Source organism: Streptomyces sp. NBC_01241, from assembly GCF_041435435.1.
GTDB lineage: Bacteria > Actinomycetota > Actinomycetes > Streptomycetales > Streptomycetaceae > Streptomyces.
The window spans coordinates 2446063-2462973 of sequence record NZ_CP108494.1 but is presented as its reverse complement, the minus strand read 5'-3'; the positions used below and the strand labels follow the sequence as shown (position 1 = coordinate 2462973).

Sequence of the window (16911 nt, the reverse complement as noted above, 5' to 3'; positions counted from 1 at the left end):
GAACGTGTTCTACTCTTGCGCCGTTCCAGTGGCTGCGACCGGCGAGGATCCGCATGGGCATCGGAATCACCGAAGAGCAGAGGGAGTTGGCACAGGCCGTACGGGGGTGGCTGGCGCGCGCCGTGCCGTCGGAGGAGATACGCAAGCTCCTCGACGCGGACGCCCCCGATTCCCCCGGCGTGCGCCCCGGGTACTGGGACGGGCTGGCCGAGCAGGGCCTCCTCGCCATCCATCTGCCCGAGGAGTGCGGAGGCGGGGGCGGCCAACTCCTCGATCTGGCCGTGGTCCTGGAGGAGGCGGGCCGGGCCGCGCTTCCGGGCCCGTATCTGGCGAGCGTCCTCGCCTCCGCCGTACTGCACACGGCGGGCTCGGGCGAACCGACGAGAGAGCCGGCAGGCGAACCGGTACGCGAACCGGTACCCGAGCCGGCAGGCGAACCAGTACATGTACCCGTACGCGAATCGGCAAGCGGACCGGTGGGTGGGCCGGTGCGTGACCTGATCCACGGCCTTGCCGCCGGCGCACGCGTCGGCGCCGTCGCGCTCGGCCCCGGCACCCTCACCGCCGTCGAGCACGGCGACGGCCATCTGCTCGACGGCACCGCCCCGCCCGTCCTCTCCGGCGCCGACGCCGACCTCCTCCTGCTCTCCGCCGAATCGGCCACCGGCACCCTCTGGTTCGCCGTCGACGCCGACGCCGAAGGGCTGACCGTCCGCCCGCACCGCAGCGCCGACCCGACCCGCCCCACGGCCGAGATCCGCGCCGAGGGCGTACTTGTTCCCGCGGAACGCGTCGTACGGACCGACACCGCGCGCGTCCGCGACCTCGCCGCCGTCCTCTTCTCCGCCGAGGCGTGCGGAACCGCGGCCAAGGCGCTGCACACCGCAACCGAACACGCCAAGGTCCGCGAGCAGTTCGGCCGCCCCATCGGGCAGTTCCAGGGCATCAAGCACCTCTGCGCCGACATGCTCGTACGGGTCGAGCGGGCCCGCGCGCTGGTGTGGGACGCGGCCCGCGCCGCCGAAGAGGCTGAAGGGGAGGCGACCTTGGACGTACGCTCCATGGTCGCCGCCCTCGCCGCGTCGGACGCCCTCGACGCCGCGTACGGCTGCGCCAAGGACTGTATTCAGATCCTCGGCGGCATCGGCTTCACCTGGGAGCACGACGCCCACCTGTATCTGCGCCGGACCGTGATGGCCCGGCAACTGCTGGGGGCCGGTGACGCCCACCGGCTGCGGGCCGTCCGGCTGGCCGAGAGCGGGGCGCGCCGCGAACTCGCCCTCGAACTTCCCGCCGGGGCCGCGGCGTACCGGGCCGAGGCACGCGAGGCCGTAGCCGTCGCCCGCGGTCTCGACCCGAAGGCCGCCCGTCGCGCGCTCGCGCCGACCGGATACGCCGCCCCCTACCTCCCCGACCCCTACGGTCTCGGCGCCGGACCCGTCCAACAACTCGTCGTACAACAGGAGTTGAAGGAACAGGGCGTGAAGCTGAGCGATCTCGGGATCGCCACCTGGGTCGTCCCCTCGCTCCTCGCCCACGGCACGGCAGCACAGCAGGACCGCTATCTGCTGCCCACCCTGCGCGGCGAGCTCCTCTGGTGCCAACTGTTCTCCGAGCCCGGCGCGGGCTCCGACCTCGCCTCGCTCCGGACGAGGGCGGAGCGGACCGGCGAAGGCTGGCGGATCAACGGACAGAAGGTGTGGACGAGCGCCGCCCAGTGGGCCGACCACGGAATCCTGCTGGCCAGGACCGACCCGGACGCCCCCAAGCACCAGGGCCTCAGCTACTTCCTCGTCGACATGAAGAACACCGAGGGCATCGACATCCGCCCGCTGAAGGAGATCACCGGCGACTCCCTCTTCAACGAGGTGTACTTCGACGACGTCCTGTTGCCCGCCGACGCCGTCGTCGGCGAGATCGACGACGGCTGGCGGGTCGCCCGCAACACCCTCGGCAACGAACGCGTCCACATGGCCGACCAGATGACCTTCGACACCGGCCTGGAAGCACTGATCGCCCGCTCCGGCGAACTCGACGGCACGTACCGGGCCCGGATCGGAGCACTCGCGGCCGAGGCCCACGCACTCGCCTGCATCGGACTGCGGACCACCCTGCAACAGGTCTCGGGACTCGAACCGGGCGCGGGAGCCTCCGTACGCAAGCTCGTCCAGACCGCCCACCAGCAGAAGGTCGCCGAACTGGCCCTCGAACTCCTCGGCCCGGCCGGCGCGGTCGGCGAAGGGGCGGGGGAGCGGGCCCTGCACGGCTTCCTGATGTCCCGCTGTCTGACCATCGCGGGCGGCACCACGCAGGTTCAGCTCAATGTCGTCGCCGAGCGCATCCTCGGCCTCCCGCGCGATTGACGCGATGGAACGGAAGGGACTTGCCCGTGAATCCCATGAAGCCCATGAAGTCCAAGCCCATGAAGTCCAAGCCCATGAAGCCCATGAAACTCATGAAGGCGTACATCGTCGGTGTCGGAATGACGAAGTTCGAGAAGCCCGAGACCCGCGACTGGCAGTACTGGGACATGGCGAAGGAGGCCGGGACGGCGGCGCTCGCCGATGCCTCCCTCGCGTACGAGCAGATCCAGCAGGCCGTCGTCGGCTACTGCTTCCAGGCATCCACCGCCGGTCAGCGCGCCGTGTACGAACTCGGACTGACCGGAGTGCCCGTCTACAACGTCAACAACAACTGCGCCACCGGCTCCACGGCGCTGATGATGGCCCGGCAGTTCGTCGAGGGCGGCGGCAGCGACTGCGTCCTCGCGCTCGGCTTCGAGAAGATGACGCGCGGCGCGCTCGGGGGCGGTGGTGCCGACGGGGGTGCCGCGGATTTCAAGACATCACCCGTCGCCCGGCACTACGGGATCATGGCCGCCGCCCACGGTTTCGAGATGAGCCCGCCCACCGCCCAGATATTCGGCAACGCGGCCCGCGAGCACATGGAACGCTACGGGACGACCGAGGCGCAGCTCGCCGCGGTCGGCGCCAAGAACCACCGGCACTCGGTGAACAACCCGTACGCCCAGTTCCAGGACCCGTACACGGTCGAGGAGATCCTCGCCGCGAAGATCATCCACCGCCCGCTGACCAAACTCCAGTGCTCACCCACCTCCGACGGGGCGGCCGCCGCCGTCGTCGTATCGGAACGCTTCGTCGAGGAGCACGGTCTGGGCGACCGGGCCGTCGAGATCGTCGCCCAGGCCATGACCACCGACACCGGCGACTCCTTCGCCTCCGGTACCTGCGTCGACGCCGTGGGACAGCCGATGTCGCGCGCCGCCGCCCGGCAGGTGTACGAGGCCTCGGGGCTTTCGGCCGCCGACCTCGACGTCATCGAGCTGCACGACTGCTTCTCCATCAACGAACTCCTCACCTACGAGGCGCTCGGCCTGTGCGGCGAGGGGGAGTCCGGCAAGCTCGTCGAGTCGGGGGCCACCACGTACGGCGGCCGATGGGTGGTCAACCCGTCCGGCGGACTGATCTCCAAGGGACACCCGCTCGGCGCCACCGGAATCGCCCAGGCCGCGGAACTGACCTGGCAGCTCAGGGGAGAGGCGCAGGGGCGGCAGGTGAAGGACGCCCGGATCGGCCTTGCGCACAACATCGGGCTCGGCGGGGCAGCGGTGGTGACGTTGCTGCGGCGGTAGTGCGGGGGCCGGGGCGGACGAACCCGGCGCGATCCGGACGAGAGGCCCTACAGCCAACCCTGTTGCCGCGCCGCCCGGACCGCCTCCATGCGATTGCGGGTGCCCGTCTTACCGATGGCCGACGACAGATAGTTGCGCACTGTCGACTCGGACAGATGCAGCTTCGCCGCGATGTCGGCGACCGTCGCCCCGTCCACGGAGGCGTTCAGCGCGTCCCGTTCCCGCGCGGTCAGCGGACTCGGCCCGGCGCTGAGCGCGGCGGCGGCCAGCGCCGGGTCGATCACCGTCTCGCCCCTGAGCACCTGGCGGATCGCGGTGGCGAGTTCCTCGACGGGGCCGTCCTTGACCAGGAACCCCGCGGCCCCGGCCTCCATGGCCCGGCGCAGATAGCCGGGCCGGCCGAACGTGGTCAGGATCAGCACCCGGCAGTCCGGCACCTCCTCGCGCAGCTCGGCGGCGGCGTCCAGACCGCTGCGGCCCGGGAGCTCGATGTCCAGCAGCGCCACATCGGGGCGGGACAGCAGGGCGGCGTTCACGATCTCGTCCCCGGCGGCCACCTGCGCGACGACCTCGATGTCCGGCTCCAGACCGAGCAGCAGGGCCAGCGCACCGCGCATCATGCCCTGGTCCTCGGCGAGCAGGACACGTACACACTTCGAGGGCCGCCCGCCGGGCATGTCAGTCATACGGTCAGCCTCTCAGACCGGGCACCCCTGCGAGCGTCCGCCGCGTGCCCCGAAGCCGGGGCACTTGTTCATGCCCTTGCCGTGGGTGGTGATGACGCCCGTCTTCTGCCCGCCGGCTGTCGCCGTAGCGGCGACTGCTGACCGATTGAGTGTGATCACGCGCATACGGTGACATGCCGCGAGGTGAAGAGGCGCGCCTTCCTGGGAGAAGCACACGAACGGACTGCGTCGTACGGTGTTCCGGGCCCCGTTCACCTCTCCCGCGCGCGAGGGGGGTCTGATGCTGCGCCGGAAGCGGCCTCGTCCGGCATGCCGACCGGCATGTCCGCCGCGAGTTTTGCCGGGAGTTCCGCCGGGAGTTCCGCGGTGAGGACGAAGCCGCCCTGCGGCCCCGGGCCCGCCCGCAGCGAGCCGCCCGTCGCGGCGAGGCGCTCGGTGAGGCCGGTCAGTCCGGTGCCGCCGATGCCGGGTGTGGCCGGTGCGCCGGGGCCGCGGCCGTCGTCCGTGACCGTCAGCCGGACCCGTTCGGCGTTGCCGTCGACCACGAACGAGCAGGTGGTGGCGTGGGAGTGGCGTACGACGTTGGTGACGGCCTCCCGCACCACCCAGCCCAGCAGCGCCTCCGACTGCGGGGCGAGCGGCGGTCCCGAGCGGCGGAGCACCGGCTCGATCCCGGCGGCGGTCAGCGCGGACCGGGCCCGGTCCAGTTCGGTCGCGAGGCTCCCCTCCCGATAGCCGGTGACGGCCTCCCGGATCTCGGTGAGGGCCTGGCGGCCGACGGACTCTATGTCGGCGACCTGGGTGAGCGCGGCGTTCATGTCGCGCGGTGCGAGGCGGCGCGCGGCCTCCGACTTGACCACGATCACGGAGAGGGTGTGGCCCAGCAGGTCGTGCAGATCGCGGGAGAACCGCAGCCGCTCCTTCTCGACGGCCGTACGGGCCAACTCCTGCCGGGTGGCGCGCAGTTCCATCACGGTCTCCGCGAGGGTGAGGATCGCGGCCGTCACCGCGCCCGAGATGAACGTGCCGTAGCCGATGGTCCACGGGTCCGAGCCGCCGTTGCCGCGCCACACCGCGACGAGGGTGGCGACCACGGCCAGCGAGAGCAGGCCGGCGGCGAGCTGCCGGTGGCGCAGGACGGTGCCGCAGGCCAGCGAGAGCAGCGGGAAGAACAGCAGCCAGCTGCCGCCGTAGCCGATCGCCAGCGCGAACGTCACGGTGGCCATCGCGGTGAGCAGCCAGTACGTGACCGGGCTTTCACGCTTCTTCTTGTGGAAGCCGCGGAACACCACAGAGACGTAGAGGGAGTTGAAGGTGAGCAGCCCGAGGCCGCCGAGCCACGGGTTGGGGGCCTCTCCCTGGAAGAGGTTGGAGAAGGAGCCCAGGCCCATCAGCAGCCAGGGCAGCAGGGTGTACGGTCCGGGCGGTCCCGGGCGCCGGTTGTCGCGCCGTCTGCGCCGGTTCCGCCATCTCCCCGGGCGGGCATTCGCCCCCGTGTCCGTCCGGTTCCTGGCCATGTCCATTTCTGTCCGGTGGTCTTCTCCGGTCATGCAGTCCTCTCCGGTCATACGGTCCTCTCTGGTCATACGGTCCTCGCGGACCGACGGTAGGAGATCACGGCGTACGTACCGAACAGCAGGAGCCATGCGCAGAGGACCACGACCGTTCCGGTGCCGGGCGCGTGCCCGTCGGTGGTCGCCCAGCCCAGATCCGCGAACCGGTTGGCAGGGGTGAACCTGCCGACGGAGCGCAGCCATTTTGGCAGCAGCTCCAGCGGGAACCACAGCCCGCCGACGATCGCGAAGCCCATCAAGCAGGCCACGTTGACCACTCCGGTGCCCTGCGGGGTGAGCCGGTAGCCGTTGCCGAGGCCGAGCAGCGTGAACGGCAGCGCGCCGATCCACAGCAGCAGCGCCAGCGTGATCCACTGCCAGGCGTCCAGCCGCACCCCGTTGAGCAGTCCACCGGCCAGCAGCACCGTCAGGATCGTCGGCAGGACGGTCACCGAGCCGCTGATGGCCCGCCCCACGACCACCTGCGAAGGGGCGAGGGGGGTGACCCGCAGCTGCTGGAGCCAGCCGAGCGTCTTGTCGGAGGCGACCCCCGTACCGATCGACATGGCGGAGCCCAGTGCCCCGTACGCGGCCATGCCGACCATCGAGGCGGTCTTCCAGCCGTCGACGCCGTCGCCCCCGCCGATGTTGGTGAAGAGCAGGTACATCATCACCGGCATCCCGGTCCCGAAGATCAGGAAGAAACCGTCGCGCAGGGTCCGGCGGATTTCGAGCACGATGTAGCGGTACATCACACGGTCTCCCCTTCGAAGTCGGACTCGGACTCGGACCCGGACTTGGACCCGGAGTCGCTTACGGGCACTGCGGCGGCCGGTGAGGTCAAGGAGAGGAACGCGTCCTCCAGCGTGGCCCGGGAGACCTGGAGGTCACGGATCGCGCCCAGCCGGGCCAGCTCCATGACGGTGGCGTCCGAGTCGTCCGTGTGCAGCAGCGCCCGGTCCCCGGACACCTCGACGGTCACGACCCCGGGCAGCAGCTCCAGGCCCCCGGCCGGCCGGCCCGCCAGGTCGAAGGAGACGAGACTGCTGCCGGCCGAGCCCCTGATCGTGTCCCCGCTGCCGTCCGCGACGACCCGGCCCCGGTCGACGACGACGATCCGGTCGGCGTTCTCGTCGGCCTCCTCCAGGTAGTGGGTGGAGAAGAGGACGGTGTTGCCGCGCCGGGCGTAGGCCCGCATCGAGTCCCAGAACGTGCGGCGTGCCTCCACGTCCAGAGCGGCGGTCGGCTCGTCCAGGACGATCAGCTCGGGGTTGCCGGCCAGCGCGACGGCGAAGCGGACGCGCTGGGTCTGGCCGCCGGAGAGCTTGTCGATGCGCCGGTTCGCGTACGTGGAGACGCCCGCCAGCGAGAGCGCCTCGGCCACCGGCATCGGCCGCGGGTAGGTGGAGGCGACGAAGGCGATCAGTTCGCGGACGGTGACGCGCTGGATGGGCCGCCCGTCCTGGAGCATCGCGCCGACCAGACCGGCCCGGACCGCCTGCCCGGGGGTCCGGCCCAGCACCCGCACCCGGCCGGAGTCCGGCTCGTTCAGCCCCAGCAGGAGGCCGATGGCGGTGGACTTGCCCGCGCCGTTGCGGCCCAGCAGGGCCACGGTCTCGCCGCGGCCGATGGACAGATCGATCCCGTCCACGGCTCGTACGGTCCGCCCCGCCCGGCCGAAGGTCTTGACCACCGCGGTGAGGACCACCGCGGCCGAACTCCCCGTTGTCTGCTTCATGACCACGACGCTACGGAGGGCGCCCGGCACTCCGGCAGAGGTGTGTGTACGGACTTCGCCATGACAAATGTCATGGCCGGGGTCCGACCGGACGCCCGATCTGACGCCGCGTCAGCAGCGGTCTTCACAACGGATGGGCGCTGCGTTATACATGGGGTCATCGGCTAGAACGCGTTCTAGAACGGGCGTGGCGGCCGGTCCCGCACGACCTCGGTGCGGCCGACGGTGCGGACGGCCGCGCCGAGGTCTTCCCACCATCAAGGAGCAGCTTCCCCATGCCCATTGATGCCGAAAAGGCTGTTGCCGCCGAACCCCGGTCCACCCGGATCAGCTGGGACCACAAGGACGTCCAGCTCTACCACCTGGGGATCGGCGCGGGTGCCGATCCGGTCCGGGCCGACCCGGCCACCGACCCCGGAGAGCTGCGCTACACCCTGGAGTCCCGGCTCCAGGTGCTGCCCTCCTTCGCCACCGTCGCGGGTGCGGGCATGGGCGTCGTCGGCGGCCTCTCCTCGCCGGGCGTCGACGTCGACCTCGCCAACGTCCTGCACGGCGCGCAGAGCGTACGGGTGCACCGGCCGATCCCCGTGAAGGGCAGCGCCGTACAGACCTCGAAGGTCGCCGCGGTGTACGACAAGGGCAAGGCGGCCGTACTGGTGCTGCGTACCGAGGCCGCCGACGACGAGGGTCCGCTGTGGACCAACGACGCCCAGATCTTCGTCCGGGGCGAGGGCGGTTTCGGCGGTGAGCGCGGCCCGTCCGGGCGGATGGTCCATCCCGCCATCGCCCCCAACCACATCGTGGAGCGTCCGATCCGCCCGGACCAGGCGCTGCTGTACCGCCTCTCCGGGGACTGGAACCCGCTCCACGCCGACCCCGAGTTCGCCAGGCTCGCCGGCTTCGACCGGCCGATCCTGCACGGGCTGTGCACCTACGGCATGACACTCAAGGCCGTCACCGACACGGTGCTCGGTGGCGATGTGACCCGTATCCGCTCCTACCGCACCCGGTTCGTCGGGGTCGTCTTCCCCGGCGAGACCCTCCGCATCGAGATGTGGACCGGCGGGGACGAGGTGCGGGTCGAGGTGAGGGCCGTCGAGCGGGACAACGCCGTGGTCCTCGGTGACACCTTCGTCGAACACTCCTGAATCAACTCCAAGAGGTCCACAGGCCCATGAGGGGAGCCGCACCATGCGCGCAGCCGTACTGCACGAGATAGGCCAGGACAAGCTCGAAGTCCTCGACGACGTCGAGGCAGTGGGCTTCGGTCCCGGCAAGGTCAAGCTTCGCATCCGGGCCACCGGACTGTGTCACTCCGACGTCTCCGCGATGAGCGGCGTACTGCCGCAGCCCGCCCCGTTCATCCCGGGGCACGAGGGCGCGGGCGAGGTCCTGGACGTCGGCGACGGCGTCACCGGGCTGAGCGAGGGGGACCGGGTGCTGGTCTGCTGGCTGCCCGCGTGCGGGGCTTGTCCGTCCTGCAAACGCGGCCAGACCCAGCTCTGCCTGGCCGGCTTCATGAACGCGGGCACGCCCAACTTCAAGCGCCCCGGGGGAGATGTCTTCGGCTTCGCGGGCACCGGCACCTTCACCGAGGAGGTCGTCGTCGGCGCGGGCTGCGCCGTGCCGATCCCCGACGACGTGCCGTTCGAGATCGCCGCGCTGATCGGCTGCGGGGTGACCACCGGGCTCGGCGCGGCCATCAACACCGCACAGGTGGAAGCCGGTTCGTCGGTCGCCGTGATCGGCTGCGGCGGCGTCGGCATCTCCACCATCCAGGGCGCCAGGGTGCAGGGCGCCGCGCAGATCGTGGCCGTGGACCCGGTCGCGTCCCGGCGCGAGGCGGCCCTGCGGTTCGGCGCGACGGAGGCGGTGTCCCCGGACGAGTTCGCCGACGCCAAGCAGCGGATCACCGCGGGCGAGGGCTTCGACTACGTCTTCGAGGTCGTCGGCAAGTCGGCCACCGCCCGCACGGCGTACGAGAACACCCGGCGCGGCGGCACCCTCTGCGTCGTCGGTGCGGGCGCCATGGACGACAACTTCCAGGTCAACATGTTCGAGCTGTTCTTCGACGAGAAGCGGATCCTGCCCTCCATGTACGGGGGAGGGGACGTGCTCCGCTCGTACGAACGGGCCATCGCGCTCTGGCGGGCCGGCCGCATCGACCTCGAATCGATGATCACCCACCGGGTGCGGCTCGACGGCATCAACGACGCCCTCGACCAGATGAGGACCGGCGAGTCGCTGCGCACCTGCATCGAACTCTGACGGCCTCACCCGTGCCCCCGATCCCTCCTGAGAGGCTCCGAGATTCCGATGTCACTTCCCCTGTCACGTCCCCTGGACGGCATGTCGGCGATCGTCACGGGCGCGGGCCGCGGCCTCGGACGCGCCGAAGCGCTGGAACTGGCGGGGCTCGGCGCGTCCGTCGTCGTCAACGACTACGGGCAGCCGGGCCGCGACGGCTCCGGCGAGGCGTCCGCGACCCCCGCCGAGGAGGTCGCCGCGCAGATCCGGGCGGCGGGCGGCCGGGCGGTCGCGCACCTCGGCGACGTCTCCGACCACGCGCAGGCCCGCGAACTGGTGGAGCTGGCCGTCGACACGTACGGAAAGCTCGACATCCTGGTCAACAACGCGGGCATCCTGCGCGACCGGATGGTGTTCTCGATGACCGAGGACGAATGGGACTCCGTCATCAGGGTCCACCTCAAGGGCCACTTCAACACCACCCACTTCGCCGCGTCCCACTGGCGGGCCCGCTCCAAGGAGTCCGGCGGCCCGGTCTACGGGCGGATCGTCAACACCTCCTCGGAGGCGTTCCTGGCCGGCTCGGCGGGCCAGCCGAACTACGCGGCGGCCAAGGGCGGCATCGTCGGCCTCACCACCTCCACGGCCCTGGCCCTGGCCAAGTACGGCGTGACCGCCAACGCCATCTGCCCGCGGGCCCGCACCCGGATGACCCAGGACGTCTTCGCCGGCTTCCAGGAACCGGCGGACGGCCGGCTCGACGCGCTCGCCCCCGAGCACGTCTCGCCGCTGGTCGGCTACCTGGCCTCCCCGGCGGCCGCCAAGGTCAACGGGCAGCTGCTCGTCGTGCACGGCGGGATGGTCGCGATCGTCGAACGCCCCAGGGTGGCCGCGAAGTTCGACTCGTCGAAGGAGACGTTCTCCTTCGACGAACTCGACGCGCTGATCTCCCCGTACTACGAGGACCGCCCGCCGAACGAGACGTTCGCCGCGGCGGAGGTGCTCGGTCTGAAACGGGGCTGACCGCAAGGGGCAAAGGGACACCGGTGGGCCCCGGCAGCCGATCGGCTGCCGGGGCCCACCCGTCCCTCGTTGATGTTCCGCGCGGTCAGGCCGCCCGGTTGTCCCCTTCGTGGGGGCGTCGGTGACGGCCGTGCGGCTGTGCTGCGGTGTCGTCCGTCGCGACACCCCCTCGGTGCTTTCCGGCGCCGCCGGCTTCGGCCCGTTCCGCGTCCGCCCCCGGCGGGCGCGTCTGGGTCGTGTCGGTTCGGGCTTCAGACATGTGGGAAGTCACCCCGTCGTGATCGCTTACGTGTGTGTCGCCAGGGCCGATCACGCCACCGCAACACCACACGGTCACCTACAGCGACCGAGAAGTACGGCTGCGTAGCCCAGGCCCAGGATTCTAGCCAGGCACCGGCCGCCCCATGAGAGGCGCCTGCCCCAGGGGAATCGGCTTGCACACTGGAAGAGGCGCAGCGGCAGCGGATGGTTGCATACCGCTTTCCGCGGCCGGATCCGCCGACGGCCGATCGCCGTGTTCCCCGTCCACCGGTGCCTCCAGCAGTGCCACCCCGCACGCCACGTTCTCGTTGGCGTACGGAAGTCTGAGCACCCCGTCCCGGGTCCATACCCCGCGACCGGCCTGCCACCCCTCGGGGGCGGCGAGTTGATGCAGCCGGCGCCCCGCCGGCCGCCACACCCCGAGCCAGCTGCCCGCCGCCCCGTCGATCCTTAAGGCCACCGCACAGCTCTCCGGCATCAGCATCTGCCCCGGCTGTACGGCGAACGGCGTCACCGCGACATCCGCCGGACGCAGACACTCCGGGAAACGCACCGGCAGACAGCTGCCCAGCACCCCCCACCCGAGCCGGTCGTGCCCCGGCGCGTCCGAGCGGATCAGCAGCAGACCGCTGTCCACGTCGGCGAGCAGCAGCCGGTCGTTGCTCCCCGGCGCGATCTGCAGCAGCGGTGTCACCTCGCCGCCCCGCTCCAGGTCCACGGCGACCGCCTTGACCGGCCCGCCGCCCGGCAGCTCCCGGTCCAGGGCCAGCAGCCGACCCGCCCGGTCCAGCCAGACCCCGCCGGAGCAGCGCCCGGGCACCTCGGCGACCTGCTCGGGGCCGAAGGCGCCGCCCGCCACTCGCCAGACGGCGGTGGAGCGCGCACCGACCGACAGGGCGTACGCGCACCGGCCGTCCGGCGACGGCGGCAGCAGGGTCGGATCCGCGCATCCGAGGGCGCCGAGCGGCAGTTCACCAGTTCCGGGACCGGTCGGGTACAGCAACGAGAACGCATGCCGGTCCGCGACCCGGCGCCGGATCAGTACGCGCCCGTCGGCCAGCGGCAGCACATCCGAGTCCGGCTCCTCCGGCTGGTCGAGGGGGAGCGGCACGGCGTACGGCTCGTGCCCGTCGAGCGTCCAGCGCTCCACGAACCACGCCTGCCCGGCCTCGTGCGACGGCTCGCCCGCCGCGCCGATGTCGCGCCGGGCGAGCCGGGCCGCGTACGAACCGTCCGCCGCGATCGTGAAGGCGGGCGGCACGAGGGCCGCCCGGTCGGGCGCACCCGGTTCACCCGGCGCATCCGGCTCGTCGTCCCCCAGGACCGTGTCTCCGGCGGTTCCGGCGGTTCCGGCGTCTCCGGCATCCCCGGCCGCCCCCACGGTCTCGTTCTCGATAGCACAGGCAGTCATGGACTGGTCACCTCCGGCAACCGAAGCTAGTTTTCGCACTTCCTGCCGAACAACACGAGACCGGTCACTTCACACATAAGGGTGGTGATGCCGGGGTTCGCCTGAGGGCGAGGGGGTACCTGTGCTGGACGTGAAACCGAATAGGTAAGGTTAGGCAGTCCTAAGCAGTCCTGGTTGTGACCTTCGATCTGGAGCAAGTGATGTCCCTTCGTCGCCGCGGTACCGCCGCAGTCGGCCTGGCAGTGGCCGCCGCCCTTTCCCTCTCCGCCTGCGGGAGCGATGACGCAGGATCGGGCGACTCGGCCAAGTCCGGCGGCGACAAGAAGGCGGCCGTCGCGACCGGCGGCAAGGACTTCGGCGACGCCGCGAAGAAGACGGCGGCGTACGGGACGGACGCCAAGGCCGGCCAGTTCCCCCGTACCCTCACCCACGCCATGGGCAAGACGGAGATCAAGTCTGCCCCCAAGCGCGTCGTCGTGCTGGACGTCGGCGAGTTCGACAACGTCGTCTCGCTCGGCGTGAAGCCGGTCGGTTACGCCCCCTCCGAGGGCGACGCGGCCATCCCCTCGTACCTGAAGAAGGACGCGGGCAACCCCAAGAACGTCGGCACGATCAACAACCTCAACCTCGAAGCCATCGCCGGCCTGAAGCCCGACCTGATCCTCGGCAGCCAGCTCCGCGCCGCCGACAAGTACGACGCCCTCTCCAAGATCGCACCGACCGTGTTCTCCATCCGCCCGGGCTTCACCTGGAAGGAGAACTACCTCCTCAACGCGGCGGCGCTGGACAGGACCGCCAAGGCGAAGAGCGAGCTCGACGCCTACGAGGCGAAGGCGAAGAAGCTCGGTGAGGACATCGGCCCGGACAAGCCGACCATCTCCATGGTCCGCTACCTCCCGGACCGCATCCGCCTCTACGCCAAGGCGTCCTTCATCGGCACCATCCTCGAGGACGTCGGCCTGCCGCGGCCCAAGAACCAGCAGATCGACGACCTCGCCGCGGAGATCAGCCCGGAGAAGATCGACGAGGCCGACGCCGACTGGATCTTCACCGGCGTCTACGGCGACGTGAAGGCCACCAAGCGCGACACCACCCAGTCCAACCCGCTGTGGAAGAACCTCAAGGCGGTCAAGGACGGCCGGGCCAAGGACGTCTCCGACGAGACCTGGTACCTCGGCCTCGGTGTCACGGCCGCGAACCTGGTCCTCGACGACCTCCGCGCCGACCTCGTGAAGTAACGATCCGGTCGTCAACGACCTCGTGAAGTGACAACCTGGTGCACGATGGCGAGTGGATCAGGCCGTAACGATTCTTCGCACACCGTGGCCCGTCCGTACGGGTCGCGGAAGCCATGGGCGACGGGGCACGAAGGGCAGGTAGCCTTTTCCTTGTGCCCCGTCTGTCCGAAGTCATCGCCGAGCTCGACGCTCTCTGGCCGCCCGAGCGGGCCGAGGGCTGGGACGCGGTCGGTACCGTCTGCGGCGACCCCGCCTCGCGCATCGACCGGGTCCTCTTCGCCGTCGACCCCGTCCACGAGATCGTCGACGAGGCACTCAGGCTCGGCGCCCAGCTGATCGTCACCCACCACCCCCTCTATCTGCGGGGTACGACGACGGTCGCGGCCGACACCTTCAAGGGCCGGGTCGTGCACACCCTCATCAGGCACGACGTCGCGCTGCACGTCGCCCACACCAACGCCGACACCGCCGACCCCGGCGTCTGTGACGCCCTCGCCGGTGCGCTCGACCTGCGCGTCGAGGGGCCCCTCGTACCGGATCCCACCGACCCCAAGGGCCGTCGCGGCCTTGGCCGGATCTGTGCGCTCGACCATCCCGAGAGCCTGGCCGACTTTGCTGCCCGCGCCGCCGCCCGGCTGCCCGCCACCGCGCAGGGCATCCGGCTCGCGGGCGACCCCGCGGCGACGGTGCGTACCGTCGCGGTCAGCGGCGGCTCCGGCGACAGCCTCTTCGACGCGGTGCGCGCCGCGGGCGTCGATGCCTTCCTCACCGCCGACCTGCGCCACCACCCGGCCTCCGAAGCCATCCAGCACTCCCCGCTCGGCCTGATCGACGCCGCACACTGGGCCACCGAGTGGCCCTGGTGCGAACAGGCAGCGGCGCAGCTCGACGCGATTTCCGACCGCCACGGATGGGGCCTGCGGGTCCATGTCTCGAAGCAGGTCACCGACCCCTGGACCACCACCACCCACCACTCTTCTGGAGCCCCCAACTGAACGCCGCGCCCGCCGACCAGATCCGACTCCTCGATGTCCAGGCCTTCGACGTACGTCTGTCGCAGCTTGCGCACCGCCGCAAGTCGCTGCCCGAGCACGCCGAGATCGAGTCGCTCACCAGCGACCTCGCGCAACTGCGCGACCTGCTGGTCGCCTCGCAGACCGAGGAGAGCGACACCGCCCGCGAGCAGATCAAGGCGGAACAGGACGTCGACCAGGTGCGCCAGCGCGCCGCCCGTGACCAGCAGCGCCTCGACTCGGGTGCGGTCGCCTCGCCGAAGGACCTGGAGAGCCTCCAGCGCGAGATCGCCTCGCTGGCCAAGCGCCAGGGCGACCTGGAGGACGTCGTCCTCGAAGTGATGGAGCGCCGCGAGTCCGCCCAGGAGCGCGTCACCGAGCTGTCCGACCGGGTCTCCGCGGTCCAGGCCAAGGCCGACGACGCGATTGCCCGTCGCGACGCCGCGACCAAGGAGCTCGACGAGGAGGCCGCGACCGTCACCCGGGAGCGCGAGCTCGTCGCCGGTTCCGTCCCCGCGGACCTGCTGAAGCTGTACGACAAGCTCCGCGTCCAGCAGGGCGGGGTCGGCGCGGCCCGCCTCTACCAGCGCCGCTGCGAGGGCTGCCGTCTCGAACTGAACATCACCGAGGTCAACGATGTGAAGGCAGCCTCCCCGGACACCGTCCTGCGCTGCGAGAACTGCCGCCGCATCCTGGTCCGTACGGCGGATTCGGGCCTGTAATGACCCAGTCGCGCCAGCTCGTCATCGAGGCCGACGGCGGTTCCCGGGGCAACCCGGGGCCCGCCGGTTACGGTGCGGTCGTCATCGACCCGGTGACGGGGGAGACCCTTGCCGAGGCCGCCGAGTACATCGGCGTCGCGACGAACAACGTCGCCGAGTACAAGGGCCTCATCGCCGGCCTGAAGGCGGCGAAGGCGCTGCTGCCGGACGCCTCGGCGGACGGCGCGCTCCGGGTGCGGGTCCGGATGGACTCCAAGCTGGTCGTGGAACAGATGTCGGGCCGCTGGAAGATCAAGCACCCCGACATGAAGCCGCTCGCGGCGGAGGCCGCCAGGATCCTGCCGGCCTCCGCCGTCACGTACGAGTGGATCCCGCGCGAGCAGAACAAGCACGCGGACCGGCTCGCCAACGAGGCGATGGACGCGGGCAAGCGCGGCAGGCAGTGGGAACCGTCGTCCTCGACGGCCGCCCTCGACACCCCCCGTCCCTCGACGACCGCCGTCCTGCCACCGGTCTCCGGGCCGCCCGGTGACGCGGCGGCGGGCGCGGCGAAGGCCCGCGCGGCGATGTCCGCCCGCCCGGGAGCCGCCACGGGCACGGCACCGGCCGCAGTCACGGCCGCGCCCCAGGTGGGCTGGGCCGCGGCGCCCGACCTCGGCGCGCCCGCCACCTTCGTACTGCTTCGGCACGGCGAGACGGCCCTCACCCCCGAGAAGCGTTTCTCGGGCAGTGGCGGCAGTGACCCCGAACTCTCGGCGACCGGCCGTGACCAGGCCGAACGCATCGCCCGGTCGCTGGCCGCCCGCGGCACGATCGAGGAGATCGTCAGCTCCCCACTGCGCCGCTGCCGCGAAACGGCGGCCGCGGTGGCGGCCCGGCTCGGTCTGGAGGTCCGGATCGAGGACGGTCTGCGAGAGACGGACTTCGGCGCCTGGGAGGGGCTGACGTTCGCCGAGGTGCGCGAGCGTTACGGCCCCGACCTGGACGCCTGGCTCGCCTCCGCGAAGGCGGCCCCCACCGGCGGCGGCGAGAGCTTCGCCGAGGTGGCCCGCCGCGTCGCGGCCACCCGCGACCGCCTCACCGCCCGTTACGCGGGCCGCACGGTTCTCCTGGTCACCCATGTGACGCCGATCAAGACCCTGGTCCGCCTGGCGCTCGGCGCCCCGCCGGAAGCCATGTTCCGGATGGAACTCTCGGCGGCCTCGGTGTCCGCGGTCGCGTACTACTCGGACGGGAACGTGTCACTCAGGCTGCTGAATGACACGTCGCATCTGAGGTAGGGGGCGGCGGGGGCCTGGAACCGTCGCGTCCGGCACTTGGCGTGGGGCTGGCACCGGGTGCCTGGAACCGTCGCGTCCGGCACCTCA

15 protein-coding genes are annotated in these 16911 nt (G+C 71.2%); 9 read left to right on the top strand and 6 right to left on the bottom strand.

The features are described from left to right. Window positions 1–53: 53 nt before the first annotated feature. Together OG306_RS10695 and OG306_RS10690 are read left to right on the top strand one after the other, a co-directional pair. Window positions 54–2363 carry an acyl-CoA dehydrogenase gene (locus OG306_RS10695; protein ID WP_266745867.1) on the top strand — a complete coding sequence of 770 codons (2310 nt, stop codon included), beginning with the start codon at window positions 54–56 and terminating at the stop codon, window positions 2361–2363. 92 nt (window positions 2364–2455) lie between these two features. Beyond that, a complete protein-coding gene (locus OG306_RS10690) occupies window positions 2456–3652 on the top strand; it encodes a lipid-transfer protein (protein WP_266752154.1) in 1197 nt (398 codons plus the stop codon). A 47-nt stretch (window positions 3653–3699) separates the two neighbouring features. Here the strand turns inward: OG306_RS10690 and OG306_RS10685 are convergent, their stop codons facing one another. The 5 genes from OG306_RS10685 to OG306_RS10665 form a co-directional block, all read right to left on the bottom strand. Then, entirely contained in the window at window positions 3700–4338 is a 639-nt protein-coding gene (locus tag OG306_RS10685; protein ID WP_266745866.1) for a response regulator transcription factor, read from the bottom strand. A 12-nt stretch (window positions 4339–4350) separates the two neighbouring features. Further along, window positions 4351–4497 (bottom strand): hypothetical protein, encoded by a 147-nt coding sequence (locus OG306_RS10680; protein ID WP_266745865.1) that lies wholly within the window; start codon window positions 4495–4497, stop codon window positions 4351–4353. A gap of 92 nt (window positions 4498–4589) precedes the next feature. Next, entirely contained in the window at window positions 4590–5855 is a 1266-nt protein-coding gene (locus OG306_RS10675; protein WP_371666225.1) for a sensor histidine kinase, read from the bottom strand. 65 nt (window positions 5856–5920) lie between these two features. Further along, entirely contained in the window at window positions 5921–6643 is a 723-nt protein-coding gene (locus OG306_RS10670) for an ABC transporter permease (RefSeq protein ID WP_266745863.1), read from the bottom strand. Further along, window positions 6643–7629, bottom strand: a complete 987-nt coding sequence (locus tag OG306_RS10665) for an ABC transporter ATP-binding protein (RefSeq protein ID WP_266745862.1) — start codon at window positions 7627–7629, stop codon at window positions 6643–6645. The genes OG306_RS10670 and OG306_RS10665 overlap by 1 nt, the downstream gene beginning before the upstream one ends. A 275-nt stretch (window positions 7630–7904) precedes the next feature. Between OG306_RS10665 and OG306_RS10660 the strand changes: the two genes are divergently transcribed. From OG306_RS10660 to OG306_RS10650, 3 genes are read left to right on the top strand one after another with little or no spacing between them, the layout of a single operon-like run. After that, window positions 7905–8777 (top strand): MaoC/PaaZ C-terminal domain-containing protein, encoded by an 873-nt coding sequence (locus OG306_RS10660; RefSeq protein WP_266745861.1) that lies wholly within the window; start codon window positions 7905–7907, stop codon window positions 8775–8777. Between the two features lie 43 nt (window positions 8778–8820). Further along, window positions 8821–9897: a Zn-dependent alcohol dehydrogenase gene (locus tag OG306_RS10655; protein WP_266745860.1), complete on the top strand. Its 1077-nt coding sequence runs from the start codon at window positions 8821–8823 to the stop codon at window positions 9895–9897. 48 nt (window positions 9898–9945) lie between these two features. Then, complete coding sequence (locus tag OG306_RS10650) at window positions 9946–10899, top strand: 3-oxoacyl-ACP reductase (RefSeq protein ID WP_266745859.1); 954 nt, start codon at window positions 9946–9948, stop codon at window positions 10897–10899. A 382-nt stretch (window positions 10900–11281) separates the two neighbouring features. Here OG306_RS10650 and OG306_RS10645 read toward each other — a convergent pair whose 3' ends face one another. Then, entirely contained in the window at window positions 11282–12571 is a 1290-nt protein-coding gene (locus OG306_RS10645; protein ID WP_266745858.1) for a hypothetical protein, read from the bottom strand. Between the two features lie 200 nt (window positions 12572–12771). Between OG306_RS10645 and OG306_RS10640 the strand changes: the two genes are divergently transcribed. The 4 genes from OG306_RS10640 to OG306_RS10625 all read left to right on the top strand — a co-directional run bounded on the left by OG306_RS10640 (window position 12772) and on the right by OG306_RS10625 (window position 16824). Next, window positions 12772–13809 carry an ABC transporter substrate-binding protein gene (locus OG306_RS10640; protein ID WP_266745857.1) on the top strand — a complete coding sequence of 346 codons (1038 nt, stop codon included), beginning with the start codon at window positions 12772–12774 and terminating at the stop codon, window positions 13807–13809. Between the two features lie 152 nt (window positions 13810–13961). Continuing rightward, window positions 13962–14804 (top strand): Nif3-like dinuclear metal center hexameric protein, encoded by an 843-nt coding sequence (locus tag OG306_RS10635; protein ID WP_266745856.1) that lies wholly within the window; start codon window positions 13962–13964, stop codon window positions 14802–14804. Continuing rightward, window positions 14801–15544 carry a zinc ribbon domain-containing protein gene (locus OG306_RS10630; protein WP_266752153.1) on the top strand — a complete coding sequence of 248 codons (744 nt, stop codon included), beginning with the start codon at window positions 14801–14803 and terminating at the stop codon, window positions 15542–15544. The genes OG306_RS10635 and OG306_RS10630 overlap by 4 nt, the downstream gene beginning before the upstream one ends. Then, complete coding sequence (locus tag OG306_RS10625; RefSeq protein ID WP_266745855.1) at window positions 15544–16824, top strand: bifunctional RNase H/acid phosphatase; 1281 nt, start codon at window positions 15544–15546, stop codon at window positions 16822–16824. The genes OG306_RS10630 and OG306_RS10625 overlap by 1 nt, the downstream gene beginning before the upstream one ends. Window positions 16825–16911: the final 87 nt, after the last annotated feature.

Coding starts and splice junctions, on each gene's coding strand:
- OG306_RS10695 (WP_266745867.1), top strand. CDS start 54: ATGGGCATCGGAATCACCGAAGAGCAGAGGGAGTTGGCACAGGCCGTA.
- OG306_RS10690 (WP_266752154.1), top strand. CDS start 2,456: ATGAAGGCGTACATCGTCGGTGTCGGAATGACGAAGTTCGAGAAGCCC.
- OG306_RS10685 (WP_266745866.1), bottom strand. CDS start 4,338: ATGACTGACATGCCCGGCGGGCGGCCCTCGAAGTGTGTACGTGTCCTG.
- OG306_RS10675 (WP_371666225.1), bottom strand. CDS start 5,855: ATGGCCAGGAACCGGACGGACACGGGGGCGAATGCCCGCCCGGGGAGA.
- OG306_RS10670 (WP_266745863.1), bottom strand. CDS start 6,643: ATGTACCGCTACATCGTGCTCGAAATCCGCCGGACCCTGCGCGACGGT.
- OG306_RS10665 (WP_266745862.1), bottom strand. CDS start 7,629: ATGAAGCAGACAACGGGGAGTTCGGCCGCGGTGGTCCTCACCGCGGTG.
- OG306_RS10660 (WP_266745861.1), top strand. CDS start 7,905: ATGCCCATTGATGCCGAAAAGGCTGTTGCCGCCGAACCCCGGTCCACC.
- OG306_RS10655 (WP_266745860.1), top strand. CDS start 8,821: ATGCGCGCAGCCGTACTGCACGAGATAGGCCAGGACAAGCTCGAAGTC.
- OG306_RS10650 (WP_266745859.1), top strand. CDS start 9,946: ATGTCACTTCCCCTGTCACGTCCCCTGGACGGCATGTCGGCGATCGTC.
- OG306_RS10645 (WP_266745858.1), bottom strand. CDS start 12,571: ATGACTGCCTGTGCTATCGAGAACGAGACCGTGGGGGCGGCCGGGGAT.
- OG306_RS10640 (WP_266745857.1), top strand. CDS start 12,772: ATGTCCCTTCGTCGCCGCGGTACCGCCGCAGTCGGCCTGGCAGTGGCC.
- OG306_RS10625 (WP_266745855.1), top strand. CDS start 15,544: ATGACCCAGTCGCGCCAGCTCGTCATCGAGGCCGACGGCGGTTCCCGG.